Source organism: Actinomadura graeca, from assembly GCF_019175365.1.
Taxonomy (GTDB): domain Bacteria; phylum Actinomycetota; class Actinomycetes; order Streptosporangiales; family Streptosporangiaceae; genus Spirillospora; species Spirillospora graeca.
The window spans coordinates 1,251,954-1,277,820 of record NZ_CP059572.1 but is presented as its reverse complement, the minus strand read 5'-3'; the positions used below and the strand labels follow the sequence as shown (position 1 = coordinate 1,277,820).

25 protein-coding genes are annotated in these 25,867 nt (G+C 75.6%); 7 read left to right on the top strand and 18 right to left on the bottom strand.

Annotated elements, in window-relative coordinates:
* Positions 1–9: 9 nt before the first annotated feature.
* Positions 10–801 carry an SAM-dependent methyltransferase gene (locus AGRA3207_RS05965; protein WP_231333543.1) on the bottom strand — a complete coding sequence of 264 codons (792 nt, stop codon included), beginning with the start codon at positions 799–801 and terminating at the stop codon, positions 10–12.
* A 162-nt stretch (positions 802–963) separates the two neighbouring features.
* Positions 964–1,416, bottom strand: coding sequence for a MarR family winged helix-turn-helix transcriptional regulator (locus tag AGRA3207_RS05960; protein WP_231333542.1), 453 nt, complete (start codon positions 1,414–1,416; stop codon positions 964–966).
* Between the two features lie 103 nt (positions 1,417–1,519).
* Here AGRA3207_RS05960 and AGRA3207_RS05955 point away from each other — a divergent pair, with 103 nt between their 5' ends.
* Positions 1,520–2,530, top strand: a complete 1,011-nt coding sequence (locus AGRA3207_RS05955) for an SMP-30/gluconolactonase/LRE family protein (protein ID WP_231333541.1) — start codon at positions 1,520–1,522, stop codon at positions 2,528–2,530.
* Here the strand turns inward: AGRA3207_RS05955 and AGRA3207_RS05950 are convergent.
* From AGRA3207_RS05950 to AGRA3207_RS05930, 5 genes are all read right to left on the bottom strand, one after another.
* Positions 2,527–3,378 carry an MBL fold metallo-hydrolase gene (locus AGRA3207_RS05950; RefSeq protein WP_231333540.1) on the bottom strand — a complete coding sequence of 284 codons (852 nt, stop codon included), beginning with the start codon at positions 3,376–3,378 and terminating at the stop codon, positions 2,527–2,529. The genes AGRA3207_RS05955 and AGRA3207_RS05950 overlap by 4 nt on opposite strands.
* Before the next feature lie 93 nt (positions 3,379–3,471).
* Positions 3,472–3,792: a GroES family chaperonin gene (locus AGRA3207_RS05945; protein ID WP_231333539.1), complete on the bottom strand. Its 321-nt coding sequence runs from the start codon at positions 3,790–3,792 to the stop codon at positions 3,472–3,474.
* Positions 3,793–3,801: 9 nt separating this feature from the next.
* Positions 3,802–4,713 carry an NAD-dependent epimerase/dehydratase family protein gene (locus tag AGRA3207_RS05940; protein ID WP_231333538.1) on the bottom strand — a complete coding sequence of 304 codons (912 nt, stop codon included), beginning with the start codon at positions 4,711–4,713 and terminating at the stop codon, positions 3,802–3,804.
* 42 nt (positions 4,714–4,755) lie between these two features.
* Positions 4,756–5,523, bottom strand: a complete 768-nt coding sequence (locus AGRA3207_RS05935; protein ID WP_231333537.1) for an SDR family NAD(P)-dependent oxidoreductase — start codon at positions 5,521–5,523, stop codon at positions 4,756–4,758.
* A 55-nt stretch (positions 5,524–5,578) separates the two neighbouring features.
* A complete protein-coding gene (locus tag AGRA3207_RS05930) occupies positions 5,579–6,277 on the bottom strand; it encodes a DNA-binding response regulator (RefSeq protein ID WP_231333536.1) in 699 nt (232 codons plus the stop codon).
* 74 nt (positions 6,278–6,351) lie between these two features.
* Here AGRA3207_RS05930 and AGRA3207_RS05925 point away from each other — a divergent pair, with 74 nt between their 5' ends.
* Entirely contained in the window at positions 6,352–7,227 is an 876-nt protein-coding gene (locus AGRA3207_RS05925; protein WP_231333535.1) for an aldo/keto reductase, read from the top strand.
* A gap of 89 nt (positions 7,228–7,316) precedes the next feature.
* Positions 7,317–7,874, top strand: coding sequence for a PadR family transcriptional regulator (locus AGRA3207_RS05920; RefSeq protein ID WP_231333534.1), 558 nt, complete (start codon positions 7,317–7,319; stop codon positions 7,872–7,874).
* A 58-nt stretch (positions 7,875–7,932) separates the two neighbouring features.
* On the opposite strand, the gene AGRA3207_RS05915 is transcribed toward AGRA3207_RS05920, so the two are convergent.
* Positions 7,933–9,339 (bottom strand): APC family permease, encoded by a 1,407-nt coding sequence (locus AGRA3207_RS05915; RefSeq protein ID WP_231333533.1) that lies wholly within the window; start codon positions 9,337–9,339, stop codon positions 7,933–7,935.
* A gap of 151 nt (positions 9,340–9,490) precedes the next feature.
* Between AGRA3207_RS05915 and AGRA3207_RS05910 the strand changes: the two genes are divergently transcribed.
* Both AGRA3207_RS05910 and AGRA3207_RS05905 read left to right on the top strand, forming a co-directional pair.
* On the top strand, positions 9,491–10,111 hold the full coding sequence (locus tag AGRA3207_RS05910) for a TetR/AcrR family transcriptional regulator (protein ID WP_231333532.1): 621 nt from the start codon (positions 9,491–9,493) through the stop codon (positions 10,109–10,111).
* Positions 10,108–11,217, top strand: a complete 1,110-nt coding sequence (locus AGRA3207_RS05905) for a DmpA family aminopeptidase (RefSeq protein WP_231333531.1) — start codon at positions 10,108–10,110, stop codon at positions 11,215–11,217. Before AGRA3207_RS05910 ends, AGRA3207_RS05905 begins: the two co-directional genes overlap by 4 nt.
* Positions 11,218–11,299: 82 nt before the next feature.
* Here the strand turns inward: AGRA3207_RS05905 and AGRA3207_RS05900 are convergent, their stop codons facing one another.
* A complete protein-coding gene (locus tag AGRA3207_RS05900) occupies positions 11,300–12,286 on the bottom strand; it encodes a diacylglycerol/lipid kinase family protein (RefSeq protein WP_231333530.1) in 987 nt (328 codons plus the stop codon).
* Between the two features lie 55 nt (positions 12,287–12,341).
* Between AGRA3207_RS05900 and AGRA3207_RS05895 the strand changes: the two genes are divergently transcribed.
* Complete coding sequence (locus AGRA3207_RS05895) at positions 12,342–13,229, top strand: amidohydrolase family protein (protein ID WP_231333529.1); 888 nt, start codon at positions 12,342–12,344, stop codon at positions 13,227–13,229.
* A gap of 15 nt (positions 13,230–13,244) precedes the next feature.
* Here the strand turns inward: AGRA3207_RS05895 and AGRA3207_RS05890 are convergent, their stop codons facing one another.
* From AGRA3207_RS05890 to AGRA3207_RS05880, 3 genes are read right to left on the bottom strand one after another with little or no spacing between them, the layout of a single operon-like run.
* Positions 13,245–14,306, bottom strand: coding sequence for a cation diffusion facilitator family transporter (locus AGRA3207_RS05890; protein ID WP_231333528.1), 1,062 nt, complete (start codon positions 14,304–14,306; stop codon positions 13,245–13,247).
* On the bottom strand, positions 14,303–14,692 hold the full coding sequence (locus tag AGRA3207_RS05885; protein WP_231333527.1) for an ArsR/SmtB family transcription factor: 390 nt from the start codon (positions 14,690–14,692) through the stop codon (positions 14,303–14,305). Before AGRA3207_RS05885 ends, AGRA3207_RS05890 begins: the two co-directional genes overlap by 4 nt.
* A gap of 24 nt (positions 14,693–14,716) precedes the next feature.
* Complete coding sequence (locus tag AGRA3207_RS05880; RefSeq protein ID WP_231336548.1) at positions 14,717–15,793, bottom strand: DUF6777 domain-containing protein; 1,077 nt, start codon at positions 15,791–15,793, stop codon at positions 14,717–14,719.
* A 108-nt stretch (positions 15,794–15,901) separates the two neighbouring features.
* Between AGRA3207_RS05880 and AGRA3207_RS39760 the strand changes: the two genes are divergently transcribed.
* Positions 15,902–17,554, top strand: a complete 1,653-nt coding sequence (locus AGRA3207_RS39760) for a serine/threonine-protein kinase (protein WP_273700011.1) — start codon at positions 15,902–15,904, stop codon at positions 17,552–17,554.
* Here the strand turns inward: AGRA3207_RS39760 and AGRA3207_RS05870 are convergent.
* The 6 genes from AGRA3207_RS05870 to AGRA3207_RS05845 form a co-directional block, all read right to left on the bottom strand.
* Complete coding sequence (locus tag AGRA3207_RS05870) at positions 17,537–18,715, bottom strand: VWA domain-containing protein (RefSeq protein ID WP_231333526.1); 1,179 nt, start codon at positions 18,713–18,715, stop codon at positions 17,537–17,539. The genes AGRA3207_RS39760 and AGRA3207_RS05870 overlap by 18 nt on opposite strands.
* Complete coding sequence (locus tag AGRA3207_RS05865) at positions 18,712–20,979, bottom strand: DUF5682 family protein (protein WP_420830872.1); 2,268 nt, start codon at positions 20,977–20,979, stop codon at positions 18,712–18,714. Before AGRA3207_RS05865 ends, AGRA3207_RS05870 begins: the two co-directional genes overlap by 4 nt.
* The gene (locus tag AGRA3207_RS05860) at positions 20,976–22,097 is read right to left on the bottom strand and encodes an ATP-binding protein (protein WP_231333524.1); all 1,122 of its coding nucleotides are present in this window, start codon (positions 22,095–22,097) and stop codon (positions 20,976–20,978) included. Before AGRA3207_RS05860 ends, AGRA3207_RS05865 begins: the two co-directional genes overlap by 4 nt.
* Positions 22,094–23,668, bottom strand: coding sequence for a DUF5691 domain-containing protein (locus AGRA3207_RS05855; protein ID WP_231333523.1), 1,575 nt, complete (start codon positions 23,666–23,668; stop codon positions 22,094–22,096). Before AGRA3207_RS05855 ends, AGRA3207_RS05860 begins: the two co-directional genes overlap by 4 nt.
* Complete coding sequence (locus AGRA3207_RS05850; protein ID WP_231333522.1) at positions 23,665–24,963, bottom strand: SWIM zinc finger family protein; 1,299 nt, start codon at positions 24,961–24,963, stop codon at positions 23,665–23,667. The genes AGRA3207_RS05855 and AGRA3207_RS05850 overlap by 4 nt, the downstream gene beginning before the upstream one ends.
* An 86-nt stretch (positions 24,964–25,049) precedes the next feature.
* Positions 25,050–25,802, bottom strand: coding sequence for a M50 family metallopeptidase (locus tag AGRA3207_RS05845; protein WP_420830905.1), 753 nt, complete (start codon positions 25,800–25,802; stop codon positions 25,050–25,052).
* Between the last annotated feature and the right edge of the window lie 65 nt (positions 25,803–25,867).

The following is a 25,867-nucleotide window of genomic DNA, read 5'->3' as shown; positions in this document are numbered from 1 at the left end:
GCGGCCCGGTCACGGTTTGCGGCCGACGCCCGCCAGCAGCCACCCGGACGGCGGCTCGTAGGGGCGGTCGGGCCGCCAGTCGGGCGCGGGCACCAGCCCCGGCTCGACGAGGTCGAGGCCGTCGAACAGGCCCGCCAGCCGCTCGGACGAGCGGAACGCCAAATGGATCCCGATCTGCTCGGTGAGCTTGCGGTGCGCGGCCCAGTCGTCGTCGGTGAGGTTGTCGGAGAGCAGGTCGCAGACGACCAGGTGGCTGCCGGGCGCCATCACGTCGCGGAACGCCCGGACCGCCGACTCCGGGTCGTCCTCGTCGCGGAGGTGGCCCAGCACCGAGACCATCAGCACGCCGACCGGCCGGTCGAAGTCGATGAGCGCGGTCACCTCGGGATGCCCGATGATCTCGTGCGGGCGGCGGGCGTCGCCGTGCACCGCCGTCGCGCCGGGGACCGAGTGCAGCAGCGCCTGGTAGTGGACGACGGCGACGCGGTCGTGGTCGACGTAGACGACCCGCGCGTCCGGGGCGGCCCGCGCCGCGAGCTCGTGGACGTTGCCCCGGGCGGGCAGGCCGCAGCCGACGTCGATGAACTGCCGCACGCCCGCCTCCAGCAGATGGCGGACGGCGCGGCGCATGAACTTGCGGTTCTCCCGCGGGAGCAGGTGGGCGACGCGGTGCGCGGCGAGCGCCGCCGCCGCGGCGGCGCGGTCGGGACCGTAGTTGTCCTTGCCGCCGAGGGAGTAGTCGTAGACGCGCGCGCTGGCGGCGCCCGCGAAACCGAGGTCGGACGGGTCGCTGTCGATCATCGTGTCCCCTCGACTGGGAGCGGGGGTGGGGTCGAGGAAGGCCCAGCTTAGTGGATCACGATCACGGTGTGCAGGGCCGGGGTCGCGGAAAGTGGCGGCGGGTTTCCGGCCGCGGGCGGCGTCCAGCGTGAGAGCGGAGGATCACGGCGTGGACGTGGCGGCTCAGCCGTCGCGGCCCGGGCGGGCCTGGTCGAGGAAGCCGACGCAGCGGCCCAGCAGCTCGATCAGCGCGGCGCGCTCGTCCTCGGTGAACTGCGCGGCGAGCCCCCGCTCGACGCGCACCGCGCGGACGTCGGCGTCCGCCAGCGCCGTCTCGCCCTCGGCGGTGAGGCGGGTCTCCAGGATGTTGCGGTGCCACGCGTGCGGGGTCCGCTCGATCAGCCCGCGCTCCTGGAGGTTCTTCAGGACGGTGTTCATCGTCGGCGGGGTCACCGCGCACGCCCGGGCCAGCGCCGCCGCCGACATGCCGGGGTTGTCGGCGAGGTGCAGCAGGGCGGCGTACTGCGGAACCGTGAGCCCGCTCGGCCTCACCGCGGCCTGCTTGGCCCCGTTGAGCGCCTGCTCGGCGCGCTTGAGGTGGGAGCCGATCCGCTCCGTGACGGGCATCGAGGTCATCTCCGCATGGTATCGGGCCTGAGAAGGAAAAGAGGTTGACGTTGAATTAGAACTCTAACTATCGTTCGTATGCGTTCTGATCTTGCACTGCGAATGGAGAACCATGTCCCGTCTCGCCCGTTCCGCCGCGGCCGGCGCCGCGGCCCTCGCGACCGCCCTCCTGCCCGCGTCCGTCTCGCTCGCGCCGCCGTCCGCCGCGGCGGTCCGGGCGGCGCCCGTGCCGTCCCGGCTCCAGATCACCACGGCGTTCGAGCTGCCCGGCGACCGCGTCTACCCGGAGGGCATCGCCGCCGACCCCCGCACCGGCGTCTTCTACGCCGGGTCCTTCGAGGACGGCACCGTCTACGCGATGACGCCCGGACGCCGCGCCGCCGAGGTGTTCCTCCCCGCGGGCGCGGACGGCCGCCGCACCGCCAACGGCCTGAAGGCAGACCGGGCCGGGCGGCTCTGGGTGTGCGACTCCTCGTCCGGAGTCGCGGTGTACGACACGCGGACCCGCCGTCTCCTGGCGCGTTTCGTCGTCCCCGGCGACGGGGCCAGGTTCGTCAACGACCTGGCCATCGCCCCCGACGGCACGGCCTACATCACCGACAGCGTCCGCGCCGTCGTCTACCGGGCGACCCCGCGGGACGTCGCGAAGGGAGGCCGCATCACCCTCGCGCCGCGTTTCGATCTCGGCGGCGTCCTGGAAGCGCACGAGCCGGGCGCGTTCACCCTGAACGGGATCGTCGCCGACCCGGCGGGACGCCATCTGCTGGTCGCCGACATGACCGGCGGTGACCTGTACCGCCTCGACGTCGCCTCGGGGGCCGTCGCGAAGGTGGCGCTGAGCGGCGGCGACATGCGCAACGCCGACGGCCTGGAGCTCCAGGGAGGCCGCCTGTGGGTGGTGCACAACCTCGACAACGCGATCAGCCGCTGGCGGGTCGGGCACGGCGGTGCCACGGCCCGGCAGGAGCGCCGGGCGGCCGACACGGACCTGCTGCTCCCGACGACGCTCGCCCGCGGCGGCGGGACGCTCTACGTCGTCCGTTCCCAGTTCGACAAGGGCGGGCCGCTCGGGCCGGGCACGCCTGAGACGCCGTTCACGATCGCCGCCGTCCGCGGGCTTTAGCCCGGGAGCGGGCCGGAGCCGCCGAACGCGTGCGTCTCCCCCCGGCCGACACAGGTGACGTGTCCTGCCAGGCCCCGGCGCTCGACCTCCTCGCGGAAGTCGTCGAGCGTCGAGGTGAACACGGTGTAGTCGTCGTAGTGGACCGGCACGGCGCTGGACGGGCGCAGCAGCTCCACCATGTCGGCCCCCTGGACGGCGTCCATCGTGACGAGGAGCCCGCCGGGCAGCCTGGTGCCGCCCAGATGCAGGACCGCCAGGTCGATGCCGGGATGCCGGCGGGCGATCTCGTCGATGCCGTCGAACATCAGCGTGTCGCCGGTGATGTAGAGACGGAACCATGTCCCGCCGGTGACCGGGCCGAACTCCAGGAGGCTGCCCATGACCGGGGGGAGGAGCGCCTGGGCCGGGCCGGGCGCATGCCGCCCGGGCAGCGACGTGACGCGCAGCAGCGTCCCGTCCTTGACCAGGGTCTGCGACTCCCAGGTGCGCAGGCCGACCGCGTGGCGGAACCGGTGGCGGCCCTGGAGGCGGCGGGCCGCCTTCGGCGTGGTGATGATCGGCAGCCCGCGGTCGAGCCTGGCGTTGGCGACTCGGTCCCAGTGGTCGCCGTGCAGGTGGGACAGCACGACCGCGTCCAGGCGGGGCAGGTCCTCGATCCGCAGGGCGGGTTCGGTCAGCCGCCGGGTGGACAGCCCGTGCCCGAGGTAGGCGCGCTGGCCCCGGTGCAGGAAGTTCGGGTCGGTGAGCAGCGTGAACGGCCCGCAGCGCAGCAGCGTCGTCGCGTTGCCGATGAACGTCAGCGAGCACTGCCGCCGCGCGAGCTGCGGCGCGGCCGTGACGGTCTCCATGACGGCCTCCTTCCGCCGGGCGGATCGGCACCCGATCACCACGGTCGTGCCCGCGGGGAGCCGTCCGAACCCGCGGCACCGGGAAGGGAGGCGCTACAGGTAGAGGCCGGTGCCGTGCTCGGGACGCTCGCTGGCGATGGCGTGCAGGTCGCGCTCGCGCATGATCAGGTAGTTCTCGCCCTGGATCTCGACCTCGTACTGGTCGCCGGGATGGAACAGCACGCGGTCGCCCGGCTTGACGATCCGGACGTGGTGGCCGACGCCGCAGACCTCGCCCCACACCAGGCGGTTGGCCTGCTCGACCGTCGCGGGGATCACGATCCCGCCGGTGCTGCGGCGCTCGCCGCTGTCCTTCTCCACCTTGATCATGACACGGTCGTGCAACATCTGGACTTCGAACTTCGGCTCGGGCACGCGGGGAGTTTAGCCGTCCGCGCGGGTCAGGGCGTCCCACGAGCCCGCGATGATCTCCGGCAGGGACGAGCGGGCCGGCCGCCAGCCGAGCCCGCCGGTGATCGCGGTGGCGTCGCAGAGCAGCACCGGCGGCTCGGGACGCGGCGGGCGGCTCAGGGTGGGGACGGGCCGCCCGGTGACCTCCCGCACGGCCGCGACGACCTCGTGGACGGCCGCGCCCGCGCCGCTGCCGACGTTGTAGACGCGGTCCTCGCCGGGGCGGACGGCCTCCAGCGCGCTGACGTGGGCGGCGGCGAGGTCGTCCACGTGCAGGTACTCGCGGACGGCGGCGCCGTCGCCGTTGATCTCCAGGTGCGGCGCGCGGCCGGCGGCGACCGCGAGCGCCTTCGGGATCAGCCGGGTCTCGTCGGGGTCGGGGCGCCCGTCCACCGAGCCGGCGACGTTGAACGTCCGCAGCACCACGGCGCCGATCTCGCCGGTGCGGGCGTGGAAGCGGACGGCCTGCTCGGCCGCCAGCTTCGACGCCCCGTACGGGCTGGTCGGCGCGGTGCCCTCCGTCTCGGGGATCGGCTGCCGGTCGGGCGTGCCGTACACGGCGGCGGTCGAGGCGTACACGACGCGGGTGCCGCCCACGGCCCGGAGGAGGTTGACCGTCCCCTGCACGTTGGCGGCGAAGAACCGCAGCGGCTCGGCGAACGACTCGCGGACGCGGGTGAGCGCGGCCAGGTGGCACACGCCGTCATAGGGGCCCCGCGGCAGCCCGCCGGGGTCGAGCAGGTCGCCGTGGACGGGGCGCACCCCGTCCGGGAGGCGGGCGTCCGGGCGGCGGACCAGCCCGTCCACCTCGTGCCCGGCGGCGGCGAGACGCCGCCCGACCGCGTATCCGACGAACCCCGCCGCACCCGTCACCAGTACCCGCATGCCCCAAGCATCCCGGAACCGGGACGGGGACACGCCGCCGGATCAGGTGTACTTGCGGCCCCTGTCGGACGACAGCCGGGCGACCAGCCCGCGGGGGAGGAGCCGGGTGACGCCCACGATCGTCTTGTACTGCGCCCCCGGGACGCTGATCCGCGCGCCGCGCCGCAGGTCGCGCAGCGCCGCGTCCACGACGGCCTCGTCCTCCAGCCACATGAAGTCCGGAACGCCGGACATGTCCATCCGGGCGCGGTCGTGGAACTCGGTGTGCACGAAGCCGGGGCACAGCGCCATCACGTGGACCCGGCCGCGCGAGCGTCCCGCGATGTCGGCGGCCACGCCCTCGCTGAAGGCCACCACCCACGCCTTGGACGCGCCGTAGGTGCCGCGCGCCGTGAACGCCGCCACCGACGCGACGTTGACGACGGCGCCCCGGCCCCGGTCCAGCATCGGGGGCAGCGCGGCGTGCGTGAGGCGCAGGACGGCCTCGCAGTGCACCCTCAGCATGGTCGTCTCGTCCGAGACGGGCACGTCCAGGAACTTGCCCTTGTTGCCGAAGCCGGCGTTGTTGACGAGCAGGTCGACGTCCCCCCGGGCGCGCTCCTCCGCCGCGGCCAGGCCCTCCTCGGTGGACAGGTCGGCGCGCAGCGTCTCGGCCCGGACGGCGTACCTGTCGCGGAGGCCGGCGGCGGCGCGTTCGAGGCGCTCGCCGTCGCGGGCGAGGAGGACCAGGTCGAGCCCGTCGGAGGCGAGGCGGCGGGCGAACGCGGCGCCGAGGCCCGCGGTCGCTCCCGTGATGAAGGCGGTCGGCATGGCATCGAGCTTAGGGCGGCGCGCCGCCGCACGGTGGGCCGTCCGCCCGGCGGTGTCAGCCGAGCAGCCCGAGCTCGTGCGCGCGCAGGCCCGCCTGGAACCGGGACTCGGCGTCCAGCAGCGTGAGGATCTCCGCGACGCGGCGCCGGTAGGTGCGCAGCGACAGGCCGAGGCGCCGCGCGGCCGCCTCGTCCTTCAGGCCGCCGCCGAGCAGCAGCAGGATGCGGCGGCTCTCCTCGGTCAGCGCGGGCGGGCGGCCGCGGCGGTAGTCGGCGAGGTCGGCGGCCGTCTCCCAGGTCGCCCAGAACAGCGAGATCACGCCCTTCACCACGCCCGGCGACCGGACGACGGTGTACTCGCGGACCCCGGCCCGCGGCGGGCCCGCGAGGATCGCGACCCGCCGGTCGATGACGATCGTCTCGTGCGGCAGCGGCGTCGCGCAGATCCGGACGCGCGGGCCGTGCCGGGCGATCTCCACGAGCCGCCGCTCGGAGTCCTCGTCGGCCAGCGCCACCGGATTGTGCAGCTTGAAGGCGGCGGGCCCGCCCGCCCCGGCGCCGCCGCGGCGCAGGCGCCTCGCGATGATCTCCTCGCGGACCCCCGGCAGCGCCCAGGTCCGCAGGTCACGCGCCGCGCAGACGAACTCCTCGCGGGCGTCGAACAGGTGCCCGGCGCGCTCGGCCAGCTCGGCCTCGCCGCGCAGGACCACGTTCCGGTCGAGGTCGGCGCCCATCGCCGTCCAGTGTGCCAGCACGTCCGGGACCGGCGGAATGGCAGCAAGCTGCCAGCGGGCCGTCCCGGGACGGCCCGCCCGGCACAGTGAGGCCCATGACCACCGAGATCACCGCACAACGGCACTTCGACCTGGGCGGGGACCTGCGGGTCGCCCGGATGGGTTTCGGCGCGATGCGCCTGGCCGCCTCGACGCGGAACGGCCCCGCCAACGACCGCGACACCGTCCTCGGCGTCCTGCGGCGCGCCGTCGAGCTGGGCGTGGACCACATCGACACCGCCGCGTTCTACCACCGGCACGGGCTCGCCGCGAACGAGCTGATCCGCACGGCGCTGGGCCCCTACCCGCCGGGCCTGGTGATCGCCACGAAGGTCGGGCCGTCCCGGGGCCCGGACGACCCGGCGCCCACCGGCCAGCTCCCGGCCTCGGGACTGCGCGCCGAGGTGGAGCGCAACCTGCGAGAACTGGGCCTCGACCGGCTCGACCTCGTCTACCTGCGGCCCGGCGGCCTGGAGCCTCCGGCGGACGAGCCGATCGGGGAGCGCTTCGCCGTCCTGGCCGGGCTCCGCGAGGAGGGCCTCATCCGGCACCTCGGCATCAGCCACGTGAGCCTCGCGCAGCTGGAGGAGGCGCGGGCCATCGCCCCGGTCGCCGCCGTCCAGAACCGGTTCGACGTGACACGGCCCGAGGACGCCGGGCTCCTCGCGGTGTGCGAGCGCGACGGCATCGCCTACGCCCCCTACTTCCCCCTCGGCGGCTTCGGCATCCCCGACGACGAGCGCGTCCGGGCGGTCGCGGCCCGCCACGGCGCGACGGTGCCGCAGATCCTGCTCGCGGGGCTGCTCGCCCTGTCGCCCGTCATGCTGGCCATCCCCGGCACCGGTTCCCCCGCGCACCTGGAGGAGAACATGGCCGCCGCCGGGCTCCGGCTGACCGCCGCGGACGTGGACCTGCTGAGGAACCGGCCGTGATCGCACGGGGTCGGGGGGCCGCGGCCGCTCCGACGCTCTAGCCTGATCCCGGCGCGGTCAGCGGAGCGCGCCGGGTGAACGGGGGAAGGATGTCGACGACGCGGCTGCTGGTCCTCGGAGGGGTTCGGCGGTTCGGGCGCGCGCACGGGTACGAGGTGCGGCGCGAGCTGATCTCGTGGGGGTCCGACGAGTGGGCCCATGTGAACCCCGGCTCGATCTACCACGCGCTCAAGCAGCTCGCCAAGGAGGGCCTGCTGCGCGCACACGACGTGGAGGAGAGCGACGCCGGGCCGCCGCACACCGACTACGAGATCACCGAGGCGGGCCGGGAGGAGTTCCTGCGGCTGCTGCGGTGCGCCCTCGCCACGGTCGACGTCCGGCACCCCGAGATGCTGACGGCCGGGCTCGGGTTCCTCACCGAGCTGACGCGCGAGGAGGCCGTCCGGCTGCTGCGCGAGCGGCTGGACGGCCTGGCGGAGTGGCGCGGGTCCGTGGCCCCGCACCTGGAGGAGCAGGACGCCGGCGACCACCTCCGCGAGCTGCTCGGCTGGTGGGTCCACTCCGCCGAGTCCGCGGCGACGTGGACCCGCGGGCTGATCGAGCGCCTGGAGGCCGGCGCCTACACCATGGCCGGGGACCCGCGATGACCCGCGGCGGGCCGTCGTCCCCCCACGCGGGACGGCGGTCCGCCGCGGTGGCCCGCGGTCAGTCGTCCTCGGCGCCCTTGAGGTGCCAGCCGCCCCGGCGGCGCAGGACGAGCGCGAAGTAGGCCGCGGACACCGCGATCACGCCCAGCGTGACGAACAGGCTGGGACGGCCGACCTCGGTGTCCTTGGCGTTCTGGTAGATGACGTAGACGAGCGCGCAGAGCGCCGCGACCGGCGCCAGCGGGAACAGCGGCATCCGGTACCCGGCGTGGGCGGTGCTCCCGTTCCGGCGCCCCGCGATCACCGCGAGGCACAGCGCCGCGTACACGGCGACGAGGGACGTCCCGGTGACGACGAGGAGGAACTTCTCGTCCAGGAAGCACGCCGCGGTGCCGAGGGCGCCGGCGATGATCGTCGCGATCCAGGGGGTGCCGAAGCGCGGGTGGAGCGCGGTGAGGGCGCCGTCGACCTTCGGCGTCCAGGTGCCGTCCCGGCCCGAGCTGAAGACCAGCCGGGCGGTGAGCAGCATGATCGCGATGACCGCGTTGAGGATGGCGAGCGCGATGGCGAGGCTGATCACGGTGTTGAGGGTGTCGCCGCCGCGCTCGGTGATGAAGTACTCCAGCATGTTCTCCGAGTGCAGCAGCTTGTCCAGGTCGGGGGCGCCGAGCAGGACGGCGGTGATCGGGATCAGCTCCGCCGCCACCGTGATGCCGAGGGCCCACAGGATCGTCCGGGCGATGGCCTTCTTCGCGTCGTGGGTCTCCTCGCCGAAGTACACGGCCGAGCCGTAGCCGTTGTAGGAGAAGATCGCGACCGCGGTGGCGGCGGCGATCAGCCCGGCGGACGCCGCGGTCACGCCGGAGCCCTCACCGGCCACGACCGGGTTCGTCACCAGGTCGGTGAAGGGGCGCTCGACGTGCAGGAACCCGAGCGCGGACAGCACGACCAGTGCGATCATCTCGATCGCCAGGAAGATCCCGGTGACCACCGCGTTGACCTTGATGTCGAAGATCGCGACGACGGTCGCGAGGACCACCGTGACGGCCGCGACGACCGGCCCGTTCAGGCCGTCGATGAGGACGCCCAGGTAGGTGCCGACGCCGAGCGCGATCACCGCGAGGATCAGCAGCTGGCTGATGAGGATCAGGCCCAGCACGACGAAGCCGGGCATCCGGCCGAGGGTCCGGCCGACGATCGCGTACTCGCCGCCGGTCAGGGGGTAGGCCGACGACAGCTCGGCGTACACGAACGCCATGAAGATGCCGACGACGCCTGCCGCGGCGAAGCTCAGGAACGCTCCAGTGCCCGCCTGCGAGATCACCCCCGGCGCGATGATGAAGACGGAGGACGCGGGCGTCACCGCCGACAGGACGATGAGCAGCGCGCCGACCGTGCGCAGGCCGCGGTGCAGCGCGGGCGGCCGGTCGGCGGCGGCCGGAGGACGGACCTCGGGTGCGGCCATGGGGCACCTCCTCGACAAAGAATTCTTCGAACGAGTATCAAAGAACACCCGCCTCCCAGGTCAAGGATGGTCCGTGTAACATTCTGGTCTCGTCTTACTTGATCTCAGCTCTGACTTGAATTGTCTGAAAGATCTTCAGAGAATGTCGGGCATGGCACGACCGAGCAGGGCCCACGAGCGGCGCGCCGCCCTCGTCGCCGCCGCACGCCGCGCGGTGATCGAGCGCGGCGTGCTCGACCTGCGGCTGCGCGATGTGGCCGAGCAGGCGGAGATGTCGTCCGGCGCCGTCCTGTACTACTTCCCGACCCTGATCGACCTGCTGAGGGAGGTGCAGCGCGAGGCCGTCGACCGGTTCTGCTCCGCCCGGGAGGCGGCCGTGCGCGACGAGCCCGACCCGCGGCGCAGGCTGGCGGCGATGGTCCGCAGCGGCCTGCCGACCGGCCCGGACGACGAGCTGTGCGTGCTGCTGTACGAGCTCGGCACCATCGCCCGCCGGGAGAGCTCGTACGCCGCCGAGCACATCCGCCTGTACGAGCGGCAGGTCGGCATCTACACCGGGATCCTGGAGTCGGGCGCGGCCACCGGCGCGTTCACGCTGACCCGCGACGCCACCACGATCGCCCGCAACCTCGTCGCCCTGGAGGACGGGTACGGGCTGCACATCGTCATGGCCGTGCCCACCCTCGACACCGCGCGGGCCGCGCGCCTGCTGCTCGCCGCCGCCGCCGACGCCACCGGCTGCGCACTCCATGACCTGGAAGGGGACCGATGACCCGCGCCCGCCCGTTCGGCCTGCCGCTGCCCGGAGCGCCCGGCCCGCACAACGCCATCACCGACGTCCCGGGGGTGGAGGTCGGCTACACCACGCTGATCTCCGGCGACGGGCCGCTGACCGCCGGGGGCGGCCCGGTCCGCACCGGCGTGACGGCGCTGCTGCCGCGCGGCAGGTCCGGCTTCGCCGACCCCTGCGCCGCCGGCATCCACGCCCTCAACGGCAACGGCGAGATGACGGGGTCGCACTGGATCGCCGAGACCGGCGCGCTGACCCTGCCGGTGCTGATCACCAACACGCACGCGGTCGGGCCGTGCCACCGCGGCGCGATCCAGTGGGCGCTGCGCGAGCGGCCGTCCGCCCGCGAGTGGATGCTGCCCGTGGTCGCCGAGACCTGGGACGGCTACCTCAACGACATCCACGGCGACCACGTCCGCCCCGAGCACGCCGTCGCCGCGATCGACGCGGCGCGCGGCGGACCCGTCCAGGAGGGCTCCGTCGGCGGCGGGACGGGCATGAACTGCTATGGCTACAAGGGCGGCAGCGGCACGTCCTCGCGGATCGTGGAGCACGGGCCGGACGCCTACACGGTCGGCGTGTTCGTCCAGGCCAACTTCGGGGGCCGCGAGCAGCTCACGGTATGCGGGGTGCCGGTCGGCGCGGACATGGCCGACGACAACCCGATGCAGGACACCGACTGGCTCGGGCTGTCCGGGGCGGGCTCGGTCATCGTGGTCGTCGGCACCGACGCGCCGCTCCTGCCCGGCCAGTGCACCGCCCTGGCCCGCCGTGTCCCGATGGGCCTCGCCCGTACGGGCACCTACGGGCAGCACTCGTCCGGCGACATCTTCCTGGCGTTCTCCACCGCCAACCCGGGCGCGATCAGCGGCGGCTTCCCGGAGGGGGACCCGGGCTACGACACGCTCCGGTTCGTCCCGTGGAACCGGATCGACCCGTTCTACGAGGCGGTCGTCCAGGCGGTCGAGGAGGCCGTGCTGAACGTCCTCCTCGGCGCCGAGACCATGATCGGACGGGACGGGCACCGCTCCCCGGCCCTCCCGCACGGCCGCCTGAAGGAACTGCTCTCCGCCCGGGGCGTGCTCTAGCCGGAGCCGGAGCCAGGGCCAGGGCCGGAGCCAGGGCCGGGAGCCCGGATCCGTGAGCCGGGGCCGCTCGGGCGGGGACGGCTCAGGTGTCGTCGAAGCCCTGCGGGACGATGACCCGCAGGGCGTTGCCGCGCAGCCGGATCGTCACGGGGGTGCGGCCGCGGACCTCGCCGTCCACGTCCACCCGCAGCGGCGGGTCGGTCTCGATCTCCACGTGCGCGGTGGTGAGGAAGGCGTCCTCGTCCAGCGACCGCCACGGCCCGGTCAGCACGTGCCGGGCGGTGGCCGACGCCAGCCGCAGCCGCCGCTCGTCGCCCAGCCGGTAGACGGCGAGGAGCCGGTCGTCGGGGCTGGCGTCGCGGGCGATGCGCTGACCGCTGTGGTGGGCACCGTTGGCGACGTTGAGCTGGTGCGTCATCAGCTCGCGGGTCTCGCCGCCGATCGTGACGCGCGCGGTGAACGCCTCGTGACGGGGGAGCAGCGCCGCGGCCGTGAGCGCGTAGGCGGGACGGCCGAGGACGCGCTTGAGCGTGTGCGGGACGCTCCCGGCGACCTTCACCGACAGCCCGATGCTGATCATGTTCGCGAAGATGTGCTCGCGGTCGCCGCCGGCCCCGCCGTCCTGCGGGTCGCCGGTGCTGGCGAACCAGCCGACGTCCACGTCGGCGACCTTGCCGCCGCCGGGGCGGGCGACGGCGAGCGTGCGGACGGCGCCGGGCAGGTCCAGCGGCAGCTCCAGGCTCCGCGCGAAGTTGTTGGTGGTGCCGAGCGGCAGCACGCCGAGGGCGATGTCGCGGTGCGCCAGGTGCCCGACCGCCTCGGCGACCGTCCCGTCCCCGCCGCCGACGACGACGAGGTCGGGGCGCAGGGCGAGGACGTCGGCGAACAGCTCGCGCAGCCGCCCCGGCTCGGTCACGGGGAAGACGTGGACGAACTCCAGCCCCGCCTCGCGCAGCAGCCGCCGCGCCGTCCCGTAGAGGCGGCGGCCGCGCCGGGAGCGGGAGTTGACCACCAGCACGGCGCGGCCGCCGGCCCCGATCGCCTCCTCAAGCTCCCCCTTGCTCCGCACCCGCGCCACACTACCCGGCGCCGGGCGCCGGCCCGGATCGCCTAGGGTCTGGGACGTGGTGGAACCGCGTTCCGACTCGGCCGTCCCGGCGTTCTGGCAGGCGCTGGGGCTGCCCGGCCTGATCGACGTGCACGTCCATTTCATGCCGCCGCGGCTGATGAGCGCGGTCTGGGAGTACTTCGACGAGGGTGGCCCGCTGCTCGGGGCGCCGTGGCCGCCCATCCGCTACCGGCACCCGGAGGACCGGCGGCTCGCGTTCCTGCGGGGGATCGGCGTCCGGGCGTTCACCTCGCTCGTCTACCCGCACCGCCCGGGCATGGCGGCGTCGCTGAACGAGTGGGCCGCCGCGTTCGCCTCCCGCGTCCCCGAGTGCCTGCCGACCGCGACGTTCTACCCGGAGCCGGGCGCCGCCGGGTACGTCCGGCGCGCGCTGGAGGAGGGGGCGCGCGTGTTCAAGGTGCACCTCCAGGTCGGAGGCTTCGACCCGCGCGCCGGGGAGCTGGACGAGGTGTGGGGCCTGCTCGCCGAGGCCGGGACCCCCGCGGTCGTGCACGCCGGGTCGGGTCCGGTCCACAACGGCTTCACCGGCCCGGGCCCGTTCGGCGAGGTCCTCGCCCGCCACCCGTCCCTTCCCGCGATCATCGCGCACCTGGGCGCCCCGGAGTACGAGGGCTTCTTCGCCCTGGCGGACCGCTACGACCGCGTGCGCCTGGACACCACGATGACGTTCACCCGCTTCGACGAGCTGGGGTCGTTCCCGGGCGCGCTGGTGCCGCGTCTCCGCGACCTCGGGCTGGAGGGCCGGATCCTGCTCGGCACCGACTTCCCGAACATCCCCTACGCCTACGCCCACCAGCTGGAGGCGCTGGCCGCGCTGGACCTGGGCGACGACTGGCTCCGGGCCGTCTGCCACGACTCGGCGGCGGCGCTGTTCGGCCGGTGACGGGCCGTCCGGCGGTCAGTGCTCGCAGGCGGCCCGGCCCGCGTGCTCGTGCGGCGCGGCGCCGGAGACGTGGCGGGGGCCGTGCGGGTTCTCGCAGTGGCCGTGGCCGCCCTCGGGCTGGGCGGTCTCGTCGACGTGGTCGACCTCCAGCGTCGTGTGCGTGATCCCGTACGCGCTGCGCAGCAGCCGCTGCAGGTCGCGCCGGACGGCGTGGCAGTCGCCCTTGGCGTCCACGAGCACGTGCGCCGACAGCGCGGGGTAGCCGGAGCTGACCTCCCACACGTGCAGGTCGTGGACCTCCTCCACGCACGGCCGCCGGGCCAGCCGCCCGCCGAGCTCGGACGGGTCGATGCCGGCGGGCGCGGCCTCCATCAGCACGCGGCCCGCGTCGCGCAGCAGCCCGTACCCGGCCTTGAGCATCAGCGCGGCCACCAGCAGGGAGGCGAGCGCGTCGGCGCGGGCGAAGCCGGTCGTCCACACCACGAGGCCCGCGACGGCCGTGGCGATGAACGCGTACAGGTCGTTCAGGATGTGCTGGAAGGCGCCCTCGACGTTGAGGCTGGACCGGTTCGCCCGGCTGATCAGCCAGGACGCCGCCACGTTCACCACGATCCCGGCGAGGGAGGTCCAGAACACCAGATGGCCCTCGACGTCGGGCGGGTCGATCAGCCGCTGCGCGCCCTCGTAGACGAAGAACACCGCGAGCAGGATCAGCGTCAGCCCGTTGAGCTGCGCCGACAGGATCTCCGTGCGGCGCAGCCCGTAGGTGTAGCCGCCCTTCGGCGGGCGCGCCGCGATCCGCATCGCGACCAGCGCCAGCGCGATGGCGAACGCGTCGGTCATCATGTGCGCGGCGTCGGAGATCAGGGCCAGCGACCGGGCGAGGAGGCCGATCACGACCTCGCCGGTCATGTAGACGATGATCAGCGCGAGGGCGCCGCCCAGGTAGCGGCGGTCGGCGTCGGCGGAGACGCCGTGCCCGTGCCCGTGCCCGTGTCCCTGCCCGTGTCCGTGTCCGTGCCCCTGGTCGTGTCCCGGCCCGTGGCCGTTCGCCGCCGAGGCGTGCCGTCCGGTCATGTCTCCTCCTCGCCATGTCCGACGTGGGCGAGCGCGAGGTCGAGCAGCAGCCGCACGTGGGAGTCGTCCAGCCGGTAGTACGCCATCCGCCCCGCCCGCCGGACACGGACGACCCGGTTGGCGCGCAGCAGGCGCAGCGCGTGCGAGACCGCCGACTCCGAGGTGCGGCAGGACGCGGCGATGTCGCAGACGCACATCTCGCCGCCTTCGAGGAGCGCGGTGATCACCCGCAGCCGCCCGGGGTCGGACAGCAGCGCGAACACCTGGGCGAGCTCGGCGATCGTCTCGGCGTCGGGCAGCGAGGCCGAGACGACGGCGACCTTCTCGGCGTCGATCACGCGGACGGCGCACGCTTCGGCGGGGGTCACATATGAAGCACTGCTCATATGAGCAAATGTACCCCATGGCCCTTACCAGGTGGCAGGGGCCTCCGGCTCGCGGGACGGCTCCATGGAGATCGGGACGTCCGGCCCGCCCGGGGACGGCTCGGAGGCCCCCGGGTCGATGCCCGTGCCACCGTAGTTCGGGTCGCCCGAGACCTCCGGCGACGGCTCCCCGCCGGTCGGCCCGGGGTCGGTGGGCTCGGTCGGCCCGGTGGACTCGGTGGGGCCGGTGGGCCCGGTCGAGAGGTCGGGGCCGGGCGTGCCCGGCTCCCCGGTCGGCGCGTCCGTCTCCGGCGAGGCGCCGCCGGAGTCGGTGGGCGACGGCTCACCGGACGTCACCGCCAGCTCCGTCTCGGGCAGGTCGGTGGGCGGGCCGTCCACCGGCCCGGTGGTCGCGCGGGGCCGCTCGAAGCCCATCGTGGCGCCCGGGTCGACGAGCACGAAGGTCTCGATCGTCCCCTTCCGGGAATCCCTCGGCCGCACCTTGGTCACTTTCGCCTTCTCGAAGCCCGGCCAGGACCGGCCACGGTAGGACGCCTTCCCCGCGGAGATCTTCTTCTCCGGCTGGGTGAGCGGATTGCCGCAATTGCACTTCACCGTGGGGACCCCGTAGCCATTGACGAGGACGCCCATTCCGGCCTGCAGGACGGCGGGCCCGCTGGTCGCCCTCCCGCCGTCCCAGCCGTGGTTGGTCACCAGCGTGTCCGTGCGCAGCAGGACCGGGGTGAGCCGCGAGACGTAGCGCGGGATGTCGGTCACCGGGATCCCCTGGACCCCGGCCCACGCCTTCGCCTTCGCCGGATTGGCCTGCAGGAACGCGATCAGCTTGTTCTGGTCGCAGCTCGCCGCGTGGCGCGTCCCGCCGTACAGCCCGGGGGAGTCGCCCTCCCGCGTCCCGCCCGCCTGCGGGCGGTTCGCGACCTTCATCTGGTCGGTGCCCGACATCAGCGTGTACGGCTCGGGACCCGGCGACCCCACGGTCAGGCGGGTGATCGTCGCCCCCGCGTCGCCGCAGCCCGCGAGCGTCCCCGCGGCCACGCACAGTGCCGTGAAGGACACCGCCGCGGCTCTGCGCCGGGCAATTCTCGAATGGATCTCGCGCATGCGTCGTCTCCCGCTCCGGGCCGGCCGAACCTATACTCTTTGATGCCGGGCGGAGCGGTTTTGTGCCCGGTGAAAGGCTTCTTTTTTCGGGGACCCACGGGGGTGCGAATGTCGGGTCCGCTTCCCCTCGACGCCACCGACCCCACCCACCTCGGCGGCTGCGAGCTGCTCGGCCGGATCGGCACCGGCGGGCAGGGCGTGGTTTTCCTCGGCCGCCCGGTCGAGCCGGGCGCCCTGCCGCCGCTCGTCGCGGTCAAGCTCCTGCACACCCAGCTCATGGGGAACGCCGCGGCCCGCGCCCGGTTCGTCCGGGAGCTGGCCCTGCTCCAGCGCGTCGCCGGGTTCTGCACCGCGCAGATGCTCGCCGCCGACATGGCGGGCGACCGCCCCTACATCGTCAGCGAGTACGTGCAGGGCCGGTCGCTGCGCGACCTCGTCCTGGAGGACGGCCCGCGCGCCGGCGCCGACCTCGACCGGCTCGCGATCAGCTCGGTGACCGCGCTCACCGCCATCCACCGCGCCGGGATCGTGCACCGCGACTTCAAGCCGCAGAACGTCCTGATGGGACGGGACGGCCCCCGCGTGATCGACTTCGGGATCGCCCGCGCGTTCGACGCGGGCGCCACGCTGACCAGCCAGGTCGTCGGGACGCCCGCCTACATGGCGCCCGAGCAGTTCGCCGGCCGGGTCAGCCCCGCCACCGACCTGTTCGCCTGGGCGGCGACGCTGCTGTTCGCCGCCACCGGCCGCGACCCGTTCGCCGGGGGCCCGCTGCCCGCCGTGATGTACCGGATCATGCACGAGACGCCCGACCTCGGCGCCCTGCCCGGCCCGATCGCCGAGGTCGCCGCCGCGTGCCTGGCGCGCGACCCGGCGGACCGCCCCACCTCCGGGGACGTCCTCCTCCGCCTCCTGGGCGAGAACGGCGCCCCGCAGACCCCCCGCGATTTCTCGCCGTCCTCCACCACCGTCCACGGGGGCGCGGGCGCCGGGGCCGCGCCGGTCCACGGCGGCACCGCCCCCTACGGCGGGACCGCCCCCTATGGCGGCACCGTCCCTTACGGCGGTCCGGGGGCCTCCGGGGCAGGCGCTGCGCCGGGTGCCACCGGGCAGGGGGCCACCGAGCAGTACCAGGCGCCGCCCGCCGGTACCTGGGGCGCCGCGCCGCCGCCCGTCCCGGCGGGCACCGCGCCGGGGTGGACGCCCGCCGCCGGAATCACACGCGGCGCCGAACCGCCGACCCTGCACCAACCCGCTCCCGGGCCGTACGCCCCCGGCCCCGGCCCCGGCCCCGGCAGCGTCCACGCCCCCGCCCCTGGCACCGGCGCGGGCCTCAATCGTCCGCAGGACCCGGTGCCCGCGGCGGGGCGGCCGCACCGGGTCCTGCGGCGCGGCCCCGCGACGGTGACCGGCCTGATCCTGGCCGGGCTGCTGGCCGCGCTGGACGTCGCGTCCCTCGCGATCCTCATCGCCCGCCCGTCGCTGACCGAGGGCGCGCGCGGCGGCCTGCTGCCCGTGGTCGCCACGTCGTTCACCCTGCTGGCGGCCGTCACGCTCGTCGCGGTGATCATGGCGTGGCGGGGCAGCAGGGGCGGCGCCTGGACGGTGATGGCCGCCCGCGTCGCCCGGGTCGCGCTGTGGGGCGCCTGGGGCGCGCTCGTCGACGTCGACGCCCCGGCCCTCGCCGGGCACGCCGCCGTCACCGCGCTGGTGGTCGTCCTGCTGGCGGCGGGCCTCAGGTCCTCACCGGCCCCCCGCTGAGCGCTCCGACCACTCCTTCAGGTCGCGATGTTCGATCGCGGCCGCCATCAGACCGGGGAACGCGTCGGGCGTGCACGCGAACGCGGGGACGCCGAGGGCGGCCAGCGCCGCCGCGTTGTCGTGGTCGTAGGCGGGGGCGCCCTCGTCCGACAGCGCCAGCAGCACCACGACCCGCACGCCGGACGCGGCCATCGCGGCCACCCGCCGCAGCATCGCCTCCCTGTTCCCGCCCTCGTACAGGTCGCTGACCAGCACGAAGATCGTCTCGTTGGGGCGGGTGACGAGGCCCTGGCAGTACGCGACCGCGCGGTCGATGTCGGTGCCGCCGCCCAGCCTCGTGCCGAACAGCACCTCCACCGGGTCGTGCAGCCGGTCGGTGAGGTCGGCGACCGCGGTGTCGAACACCACCAGCGACGTCCGCAGCGACGGCGTCGAGGCCAGCGCCGCGCCGAACACGCTCGCGTACACCACCGACGCCGCCATCGAGCCGCTCTGGTCGATCGCGAGGACCACGTCCCGCTCGACGGCCCGCCGCCGCCTCCCGTACCCGACCAGCCGCTCGGGGACGAGCGTGCGGTGCTCGGGCAGGTAATGCCGCAGGTTCGCGCGGATCGTCCGGTCCCAGTCGACGTCGGCGGGCCGCCGGGGCCGGTGGACGCGGGCCGACCGGTCGAGCGCCCCGCCGACCGCCGACCGGGTCCGCTGCGCGAGCCGCCGCTCCAGGTCGGCGACGACGGTCCGCACCACCGCCCGCGCCGACTCCCGCGCCCGGTCGGGCATCACCCGGTTGAGCGCCAGCAGCGTGCCGACCAGGTGGACGTCCGGCTCGACGGCCTCCAGCATCTCCGGCTCCATCAGCAGCCGGGTGAGGTCGAGCCGCTCGATCGCGTCCCGCTGCATGACCTGGACGACCGTGGACGGGAAGTAGGCGCGGATGTCGCCCAGCCACCGCGCGACCGACGGCGCCGAGTCGCCGAGCCCGGCGCCGCGCCGCCCCGGCCGCGACCGGCCCGCGTCCCGGTCGCCCGCGCCGTAGAGCCGCTCCAGCGCCCCGTCCATCCGGGCGTCGTCGCCGGTCAGCGCCACGCCGGTGCCGTCCGCGCGCTCGCCGCCGAGCACGAGGCGCCACCGCCGCAGCCGCTCGCCGTCGTCGTCGCTCATGAGGACTCCTTCCAGCCGAGGATCGCCAGGGCCGTGGCGGCGGCGGGGGCGGCGCGGTCGGCGTCCAGGCCGTCCCCGGCGGGACGGGGCGCCTCCGCGCCGCCGCCGAGGCGGCGGACCCGCTCGCCGACCGCGCGCCGCTCCGCCGCCCCGAACGCGCCGAACGTGCGGCGCAGCAGGGGGAGGACGTCGGTGAACGAGCCCGCGGGCAGCCCGGAGATCCAGCCGTCCACGAGGCGCAGCAGCGCCTCGTCGTGCACGAGCAGCAGGCCGCCGCCGGACAGGAACCCCTCGACCCAGGCGGCGGCGCGGCCGGGCGCGGCGCCCACGGACACGGCGCGGGCCATCCGGTCGGGGACGTCGCCGAGCCGCCCCGCGTCGTGCAGGAGGCGGGTGAGGCGGCCCTCGACGAGGCCGTGCAGGGCGGCCGGGCGGGCGAGGACGCCCTCCAGCGTCCGGCGCCACCGTTCGACGTGCCCCTCGTCGCCGAGCAGGGCGAGCGCGCCGTGGACGGCGTCGATGTGGCCGAGCAGGTCGCGGGCGGCGTCGTCGTCCAGGCCGGTGAGCGCCGGCGGCAGGCCCACGCAGACGCGCACGACGAGGCCGTCCACGACGGTGCGGAGCGGGCCGGTGGACGTGCCCCGCACGTCCCCGTACCGCAGCGCCCGGACCAGCGCGGGCATCGCCGCCATCAGCCGCGCGACGTCGGTGTCCACGGCGGCGCGGTCGGCGAGGGCGCCCATCACCGCGGGCAGCGCGCCGCCGAGGTCGGCGAGCAGGCACCGCTCGGCGACGGAGGTGAGGTCGGCGAGCGCCTCCGCGGACGCGGCCAGCGCCTCCGCCCGGGCGGTGGCGGCGCCGCGCACGGTGGTGCCCCAGGCGCTCGCCTCGATCAGCTCGACGTCGAACTCCGGCCGCCATTCGAGCGTCCACGTCTCGCGGAACGTCCCCTTCGACCGGCTCTCGGACGGCACGCCCCAGTCGACCTCCAGCAGGCGCAGGCGGTGCAGCAGCCGGCTGCGGTCCAGGTCGGTCGGCTTGCGCAGGTCGAGGTCCTGTTCCTTGCCGGACGCGGACGGCCTGAGCCGCAGCCGCCGCTGCTCGGCCTGCAGGTCGCGCTGGAGCGGCACCATCGGGGTCCGCTCCGGCACGGCGCCGAGCCGCTCGCCGACGACCAGCCGCCGCCGGATCAGCCCGACCGGCAGCTCGGCGCCCTCGCACAGCACCGCCCTGGCCGCCTCGGTGACCTCGTCCAGCCCGGCGAGGGGACGGCCGCGCAGCGCGGCGAGCGCCTCGGCGAGCCGGACCGCCTCGATCACGTGCGCGGACGAGACGTGCAGGCCCTCCTCCCGCAGCACCCGGGCGGCGGCGGTGAGCCAGCGCTCGACCGGCCGGTCGGGCGCCGTGAACAGGTGCTGGTACCAGCCGGGGGACCGCACGCCCGCGCCGTACCCGGACCGCCCGGCGAGCCGCCCGTGCGTCCAGGGGACCCAGGTCGTGGCGACCTTCACCTTCGGCAGCCCGCGCAGCGTCCGGTCGTCGCGGGCGGCGGGGACCTTCGCCAGCAGGGCGGGGACGTGCCAGGCGCCGCACACCACGGCGACCCGCCCGTACCCGTCCTTCAGGGCGCGGCGCAGCGTCCGGCGCATGTGGGCCTCGCGCTGCTCCTCGCGCCGCCGGTACCCCGGCGGCGCGCCCGCGGCGTCCTCCGGCGGCGCGGTCACGCGCTCCCGCAGTTCCGTCATGGCCTCCGCGATGGCGGGGAACGGCGACGGGCCGTCGTGGCGGTGCTCGACGACGTCGTCCCACCAGCGTTCGGTGTCGTCGTAGCCCGCGGCCTCCGCGAGCAGGCCCAGCGGGTCGAGCCGCATCGCGTCCTCGCCGGAGGCTTCCGCCCCGGCCGGCGCGTCCTGGGGTCCGTCCGCCGCGGGGACGAGCTGGTTCGCCGCCGGGAGGTCACAGAACCGGACGGCGGCGCCCGCCGCGAGCGCATGCCGCACGGCCTGCCATTCCGGGCTGAACTCGGCGAACGGCCAGAACGCGGCTTTGCGGTCGTCGCCGTCGGCGGCGGGGGAGTAGGCCAGCAGCGCGACCGGCGGCACCATCCCGGGGTCGGCGGCCAGCCCCACGATCGGGTCGGCCTCCGGCGGCCCCTCGATCAGCACCGCGTCGGGCCCGTAGTCCTCCAGCGCGGCCCGCAGCGCGCGCGCCGACCCCGGGCCGTGGTGCCGGACGCCGTAGACCTCGACCCGGGGCCCCGTCAAGAGACCTCCCGGCAGGCGCGGTAGAAGTCGAGCCATTCGGGGCGGTCCCGCACGACCGTCTCCAGGTACTCCTGCCACACCACGCGGTCCGACACCGGGTCCTGGACGACGGCGCCGACGATGCCGCCGGCCACGTCCGCCGCGCGCAGGACCCCGTCGCCGAAGTGCGCGGCCAGCGCCAGCCCGCTGGTGACCACCGAGATCGCCTCGGCGGTGCCGAGCGTCCCGCTGGGCGACTTGAGCTTGGTGCGGCCGTCGCCGGTGACCCCGGAGCGCAGCTCACGGAACACGGTGACGACCCGGCGGATCTCCTCCAGCCCCGCCGGGCCCTCCGGGAGCTCCAGCGCCGCGCCGATCTCGCCGACCCGGCGCGCCACGATCTCCACCTCGTCCTCGGCGGACGCGGGCAGCGGCAGGACCACGGTGTTGAACCGCCGGCGCAGCGCGCTGGACAGCTCGTTGACGCCCCGGTCACGGTCGTTCGCGGTCGCGATCACCGTGAAGCCCTTGCGCGCCTGCACCTCGGTGCCGAGCTCGGGGACGGGCAGCGTCTTCTCCGACAGGACGGTGATCAGCGTGTCCTGCACGTCGGACGGCATCCGGGTGAGCTCCTCGATCCGCGCGACGGACCCGGTCCGCATCGCGCGCATCAGCGGCCCCTCCACCAGCGCCTTCTCCGAGGGCCCCTCCGCGAGCAGCCGCGCGTAGTTCCACCCGTACCGGACGGCCTCCTCGGAGGTCCCCGCCGTGCTCTGCACGAGCAGCGTCGAGTCGCCGCTGACGGCGGCGGCCAGGTGCTCGGACATCCACGTCTTGGCCGTGCCGGGGACGCCGAGCAGCAGCAGCGCCCGGTCGGTGGCGAGCGTCGCGACCGCGACCTCCACCAGACGGCGCGGGCCCACGTACTTCGGGCCGATCACCGTGCCGTCGGGGAGCCCGCCGCCGAGCAGGTACAGGGTGACCGCCCACGGCGACAGCCGCCAGCCCGGCGGGCGGGGCCGGTCGTCGTGCTCGGCCAGCCGCGCCAGCTCGCCGGCGTACTCCTGCTCGGCGTGCGGCCGCAGCACCGCCCCCGCGGGGGGACGGCCCCCCGTCGGCCCGGGCTCGTCGATCGTCACAGGGCAAGCTCCTTCAGCATCTCGTCGCGGAAGCGCAGGGTCGTGACCAGGTCGTGGACGGCGCGCGGCGCGGCCGCGCCGGCGGCCTCCAGCCGGGACGCGGCGGACGGGTCGAGCCGCTGGTCGGCGAGCCGGCACAGCCGGGTGAGCGCGTGCTCGTCGCGGTGCGCGGGCCGCTCGGCGGCGGAGGCCAGCGTCGCGACCACGGCCGCGCCGAGCGCGCCCGTCCAGGGGCCCGGCACGCGTTCGAGGACGCGCAGCAGGTCGGGATGGCCGTCCACCCACCGGATCAGGTCCGCCGCCGCGGGCTCCCGCTCGCCGGGCGGCAGGACGGCCAGCAGGTCGGCGAGCGCCTCCGGCTCGTCCACCACGACACCGCCTTTGAGCAGCGCGCGCGCCCATTCGGCGTCGCGCTGCCTGAGCGCCGCCCGCGCCCACCCGATGTGCACGTCCCGCGCTATCCGCCCGTCGGCGTCGCCGGACGCCGCCGTGCCGTCGTCCCGGGCGCCGTCCGGGGCGCCGCGCGGGGCCGGGCCACCTAGGGGCAGGCAGACGATCTCCATCGGGGGCAGGCCGAACGTCTCCGTCCAGGTGCCGAGGGGCGTGCGCGCGAGGATCTCCCGGAGCCAGGCGGCCCGGGCGCCGATGGGACCGTTCGGGCCGCCGGGGGCGAACGACCCGCTGGGGTGGAACGGGACGCCGTCGCGGGCCAGGTCCTCGTCGTGCTCGCGCGGCGGCTCGACCGCGACGCACGTCTGCTCGCGCCCGCGGACGGTCCGGGTCCGCGGCGCCACGCACGCGCGGGCGCGCGCCGCCATGCGCCGCCCGTACGCCGAGCCCGGCAGGCGGGCGAGCAGGTCGGAGGCGAGCTGCCGGACGTCCTTGCCGCGGTCCTCCAGGGCCGCCTCCAGGAACTCCTCGTCGTCCGGCGACAGCCCTTGCCCGAACGTCGCGAGGAACGCCGCGCGGTCGGGGGCGGGCTCGGCCGCCCACGTCCCGGTGAGCAGCTCGCGGGCGCGGCCCGGGTCGCCGCCGCGCAGGGCCGTCAGGAAGGCGACGCGCTGGTTGCGCGTCCCGGTCTCCCACACCTCCGCGCCGCCGCCGGGGTCGTCGCCCGCCCCGACGAGGTAGGCCCAGTCGGTGTTCTGCAAGGCCAGCCACACCCCGCGGCGTCCCGCGGACCGGGCGATCGACGGACGCAGCATCCGGTCGCCGCGGCCCCGCTCCATCAGCTCGGGCAGCAGCCGGGCGGGCACCCGCCACCCGTGCGCGGCCGCCGCGTCCAGCCACTCGGGCAGCACCCTGATCTGCTCCCCGGCGAGGATCCGCCCCAGCCGCCCGGCGGCCGCCGGGGGGACGACGGGGGCGGTCTCGGCCGGGGCCGCCGCGATCACCTCGGCGCCGGCGGCGGGGAGGCGTCCCGCGCGGCGGCGGACGGTCAGCACGGCGGCCTGGTCGAGCAGGCGCGCCGCCTTGTCGCCGGGATCCCCGGGCGCCTCCGGGAGGACGGGCGGGTCGCGGCGCTCGGTGCCGAGCAGGGCGGCCGTGACGTGGTCGGACCAGGCGCTCACAGGGTCACGGCCCCCTCGTCGGCGTGCCAGGCGGCCAGCGGGCGCAGGCCCCGGGCGGTCCACTCGCCGGAGAGGGCGACCGGGCCGCCGCCGGAGACCGCGAGGAGCCGCCAGGGGTCGTCTAGGCGGAGCGGCAGCGCGTCCCCCGCGTCGTCGACGGCGTGCAGGCCGCCCCCTTCGGCGCGGGCGAGCCGCACCGCCGCGAGCGTGGCGGGCCACCGGTCCAGCCATGGGTCCCGCGCGAGGGCCTCGGCGTGCTCGCCGAGGAAGCCCCGGACGCCGGTGCCTGCGGGCGTGCCCGGCCTGGCCGGGCCGTGCCGCCCGGCGACCAGCGCGCGCAGCGGCTGGGCGCCGGGGTAGAACGCCAGCTCCGCGTCGACCTCGGTGCCCACGGCGAGGGACGCGTCGAGCGTGCCGCCGGGCGGGGCGAACGACAGCACGAGCGCGGGACGTCCCGTCCGCCGCCCGCGCAGCCACACCCGCCGCGTGGTGAGCTGCTCCTGGGGCACGTCGCGCGCCCCGGTCACCGACCAGAGGTCGCGGACGCGCTCGCCCCCGGACAGGACGTCGTCCTGCGGCACGGTGAACCCGATCCTCGCGCGGACGGTGTCGCGCAGCCCCGGGGGCAGCTCCGACCGCCGCTGGTACGCCCGGACGAGCAGCCGCAGCAGCGCGTACTCCTCCAGGAGCCGGTCGGGCCAGCCGGGCCGCCGCGGGACCGCCGCCAGGCCCCGGACGGGACCGGAGAGCCCGCCCGCCTGCGCGTCGACGAGCCGCCGCGCCGCGTCGTCCCACAGCCGGTAGGGCGCCTTCTCGGCCTGCGCGAGCCCGTGCGCGACCTGGTCGCGCAGCCACTGGTCGAGCTCGGCGAGCCCGTCGCCGACGCGCCGCTCGCGCCGCTCGGCGGTCTTCGGGTCGCGGGCCTTGGCGGCGGTCGCCGCGCGCCGCTCACGCGACCGGCCGGCCCTCTCGCGCCGCTCCTCCACCCATTCGGCGGCCCACCCGGGGCGGGGGCCCGGCCCGACGGCCCCGTCGCTCCAGAGCAGCAGCAGCGCGAGCGCGTGCTTGCAGGGGAACTTGCGGCTCGGGCACGAGCAGCGGAACGCGGGCCCGGCCAGGTCGGCGCACGTCCGGTAGGCGCCCTTGCCGCTGCCCTGGCACTCGCCCCAGACGGCCTCGCCGTCGCAGCCCGCGCCCGACCAGGCGGCCGGCCGGGCGGCCGCCCCCGCGGCCTTGGCCGCCGCCGCGTCCGGTGCCAGCCCGAGGACCTGGGCACGGTCCCATCGATCGCTCACACTCCGAAACTATCGCCCCCCTCGGACAGTGCCCGCCGCGATCCCGGGCCAGGTCGCCCGCCCGGCGGCCCGTGCCCGGGCGCTCCTCAGAAGCCCGGCGGGCGGGGGAGGTGGGGGACCGACACGGCGTCGGGGAACAGCAGGGCCGCCCCGGCGACGAGCGCGGCGAGGGCGACGGCGCCGAAGAGGCTCACCCACGCCAGCCCGGGGACGCCGGTGAGGTGCGCGAGCTGGTCGGCGTCCGAGCTCGGCGCCATGTGCCGGGCGCGCATGCGCTGCAGCTCGATCACCGGGCGGGTGGCCGCCAGCAGCAGGAACCAGGCCGCGAGGTAGGCGAACCCCGCCTGCACCTTCGCGCCGCCCAGCCACGACACCCCGAAGACGACGGCGCCGGTGACGATCACCGACAGCGCGCCGTAGGCGTTGCGGATCATGACGAGCATCCCCGCGAGCAGGGCCAGCGAGAACCACAGCATCAGCGTGATGCGCCCGCCCGCCAGCAGCGCCGCGAACAGCAGCCCGAGCAGCGGGGGCGTGAGGTACCCGGCCATCGCGGTGAAGACCATGCCCGGACCGTGCGGCTTGCCGCGCGAGACGGTGACGCCGGAGGTGTCGGAGTGCAGCTTGATGCCGTCGAGCTTGCGGCCGGTGACGAGCGCGATCAGGGCGTGCCCGCCCTCGTGCGCGATCGTCACGGTGTTGCGCGCGACCCGCCAGGTGGGGCCGTGGACGACCGAGCCGAGGGCCACCAGCCCGACGAGGACGACCAGCCACCACGGCGGGTCGGGCTGCGTCCCTGTCACGCGGTCCCACAGGTCGGCGATGCTTGCGTTCTCCACGTCCACCCCGGTGTCGTCGTTCGCGATGCCCCACGTTTCGCGATGCCCCACATTAGGACGTCAGG

What these genes read in the sequence shown, in the direction of transcription:
- AGRA3207_RS05965 (WP_231333543.1), bottom strand. Translation starts at nt 801, where the DNA reads ATGATCGACAGCGACCCGTCCGACCTCGGTTTCGCGGGCGCCGCCAGC.
- AGRA3207_RS05880 (WP_231336548.1), bottom strand. Translation starts at nt 15,793, where the DNA reads ATGCGCGAGATCCATTCGAGAATTGCCCGGCGCAGAGCCGCGGCGGTG.
- AGRA3207_RS05960 (WP_231333542.1), bottom strand. Translation starts at nt 1,416, where the DNA reads ATGACCTCGATGCCCGTCACGGAGCGGATCGGCTCCCACCTCAAGCGC.
- AGRA3207_RS05925 (WP_231333535.1), top strand. Translation starts at nt 6,352, where the DNA reads ATGACCACCGAGATCACCGCACAACGGCACTTCGACCTGGGCGGGGAC.
- AGRA3207_RS05905 (WP_231333531.1), top strand. Translation starts at nt 10,108, where the DNA reads ATGACCCGCGCCCGCCCGTTCGGCCTGCCGCTGCCCGGAGCGCCCGGC.
- AGRA3207_RS05920 (WP_231333534.1), top strand. Translation starts at nt 7,317, where the DNA reads ATGTCGACGACGCGGCTGCTGGTCCTCGGAGGGGTTCGGCGGTTCGGG.
- AGRA3207_RS05910 (WP_231333532.1), top strand. Translation starts at nt 9,491, where the DNA reads ATGGCACGACCGAGCAGGGCCCACGAGCGGCGCGCCGCCCTCGTCGCC.
- AGRA3207_RS05870 (WP_231333526.1), bottom strand. Translation starts at nt 18,715, where the DNA reads ATGAGCGACGACGACGGCGAGCGGCTGCGGCGGTGGCGCCTCGTGCTC.
- AGRA3207_RS05950 (WP_231333540.1), bottom strand. Translation starts at nt 3,378, where the DNA reads ATGGAGACCGTCACGGCCGCGCCGCAGCTCGCGCGGCGGCAGTGCTCG.
- AGRA3207_RS39760 (WP_273700011.1), top strand. Translation starts at nt 15,902, where the DNA reads ATGTCGGGTCCGCTTCCCCTCGACGCCACCGACCCCACCCACCTCGGC.
- AGRA3207_RS05940 (WP_231333538.1), bottom strand. Translation starts at nt 4,713, where the DNA reads ATGCGGGTACTGGTGACGGGTGCGGCGGGGTTCGTCGGATACGCGGTC.
- AGRA3207_RS05915 (WP_231333533.1), bottom strand. Translation starts at nt 9,339, where the DNA reads ATGGCCGCACCCGAGGTCCGTCCTCCGGCCGCCGCCGACCGGCCGCCC.
- AGRA3207_RS05935 (WP_231333537.1), bottom strand. Translation starts at nt 5,523, where the DNA reads ATGCCGACCGCCTTCATCACGGGAGCGACCGCGGGCCTCGGCGCCGCG.
- AGRA3207_RS05955 (WP_231333541.1), top strand. Translation starts at nt 1,520, where the DNA reads ATGTCCCGTCTCGCCCGTTCCGCCGCGGCCGGCGCCGCGGCCCTCGCG.
- AGRA3207_RS05885 (WP_231333527.1), bottom strand. Translation starts at nt 14,692, where the DNA reads ATGAGCAGTGCTTCATATGTGACCCCCGCCGAAGCGTGCGCCGTCCGC.
- AGRA3207_RS05890 (WP_231333528.1), bottom strand. Translation starts at nt 14,306, where the DNA reads ATGACCGGACGGCACGCCTCGGCGGCGAACGGCCACGGGCCGGGACAC.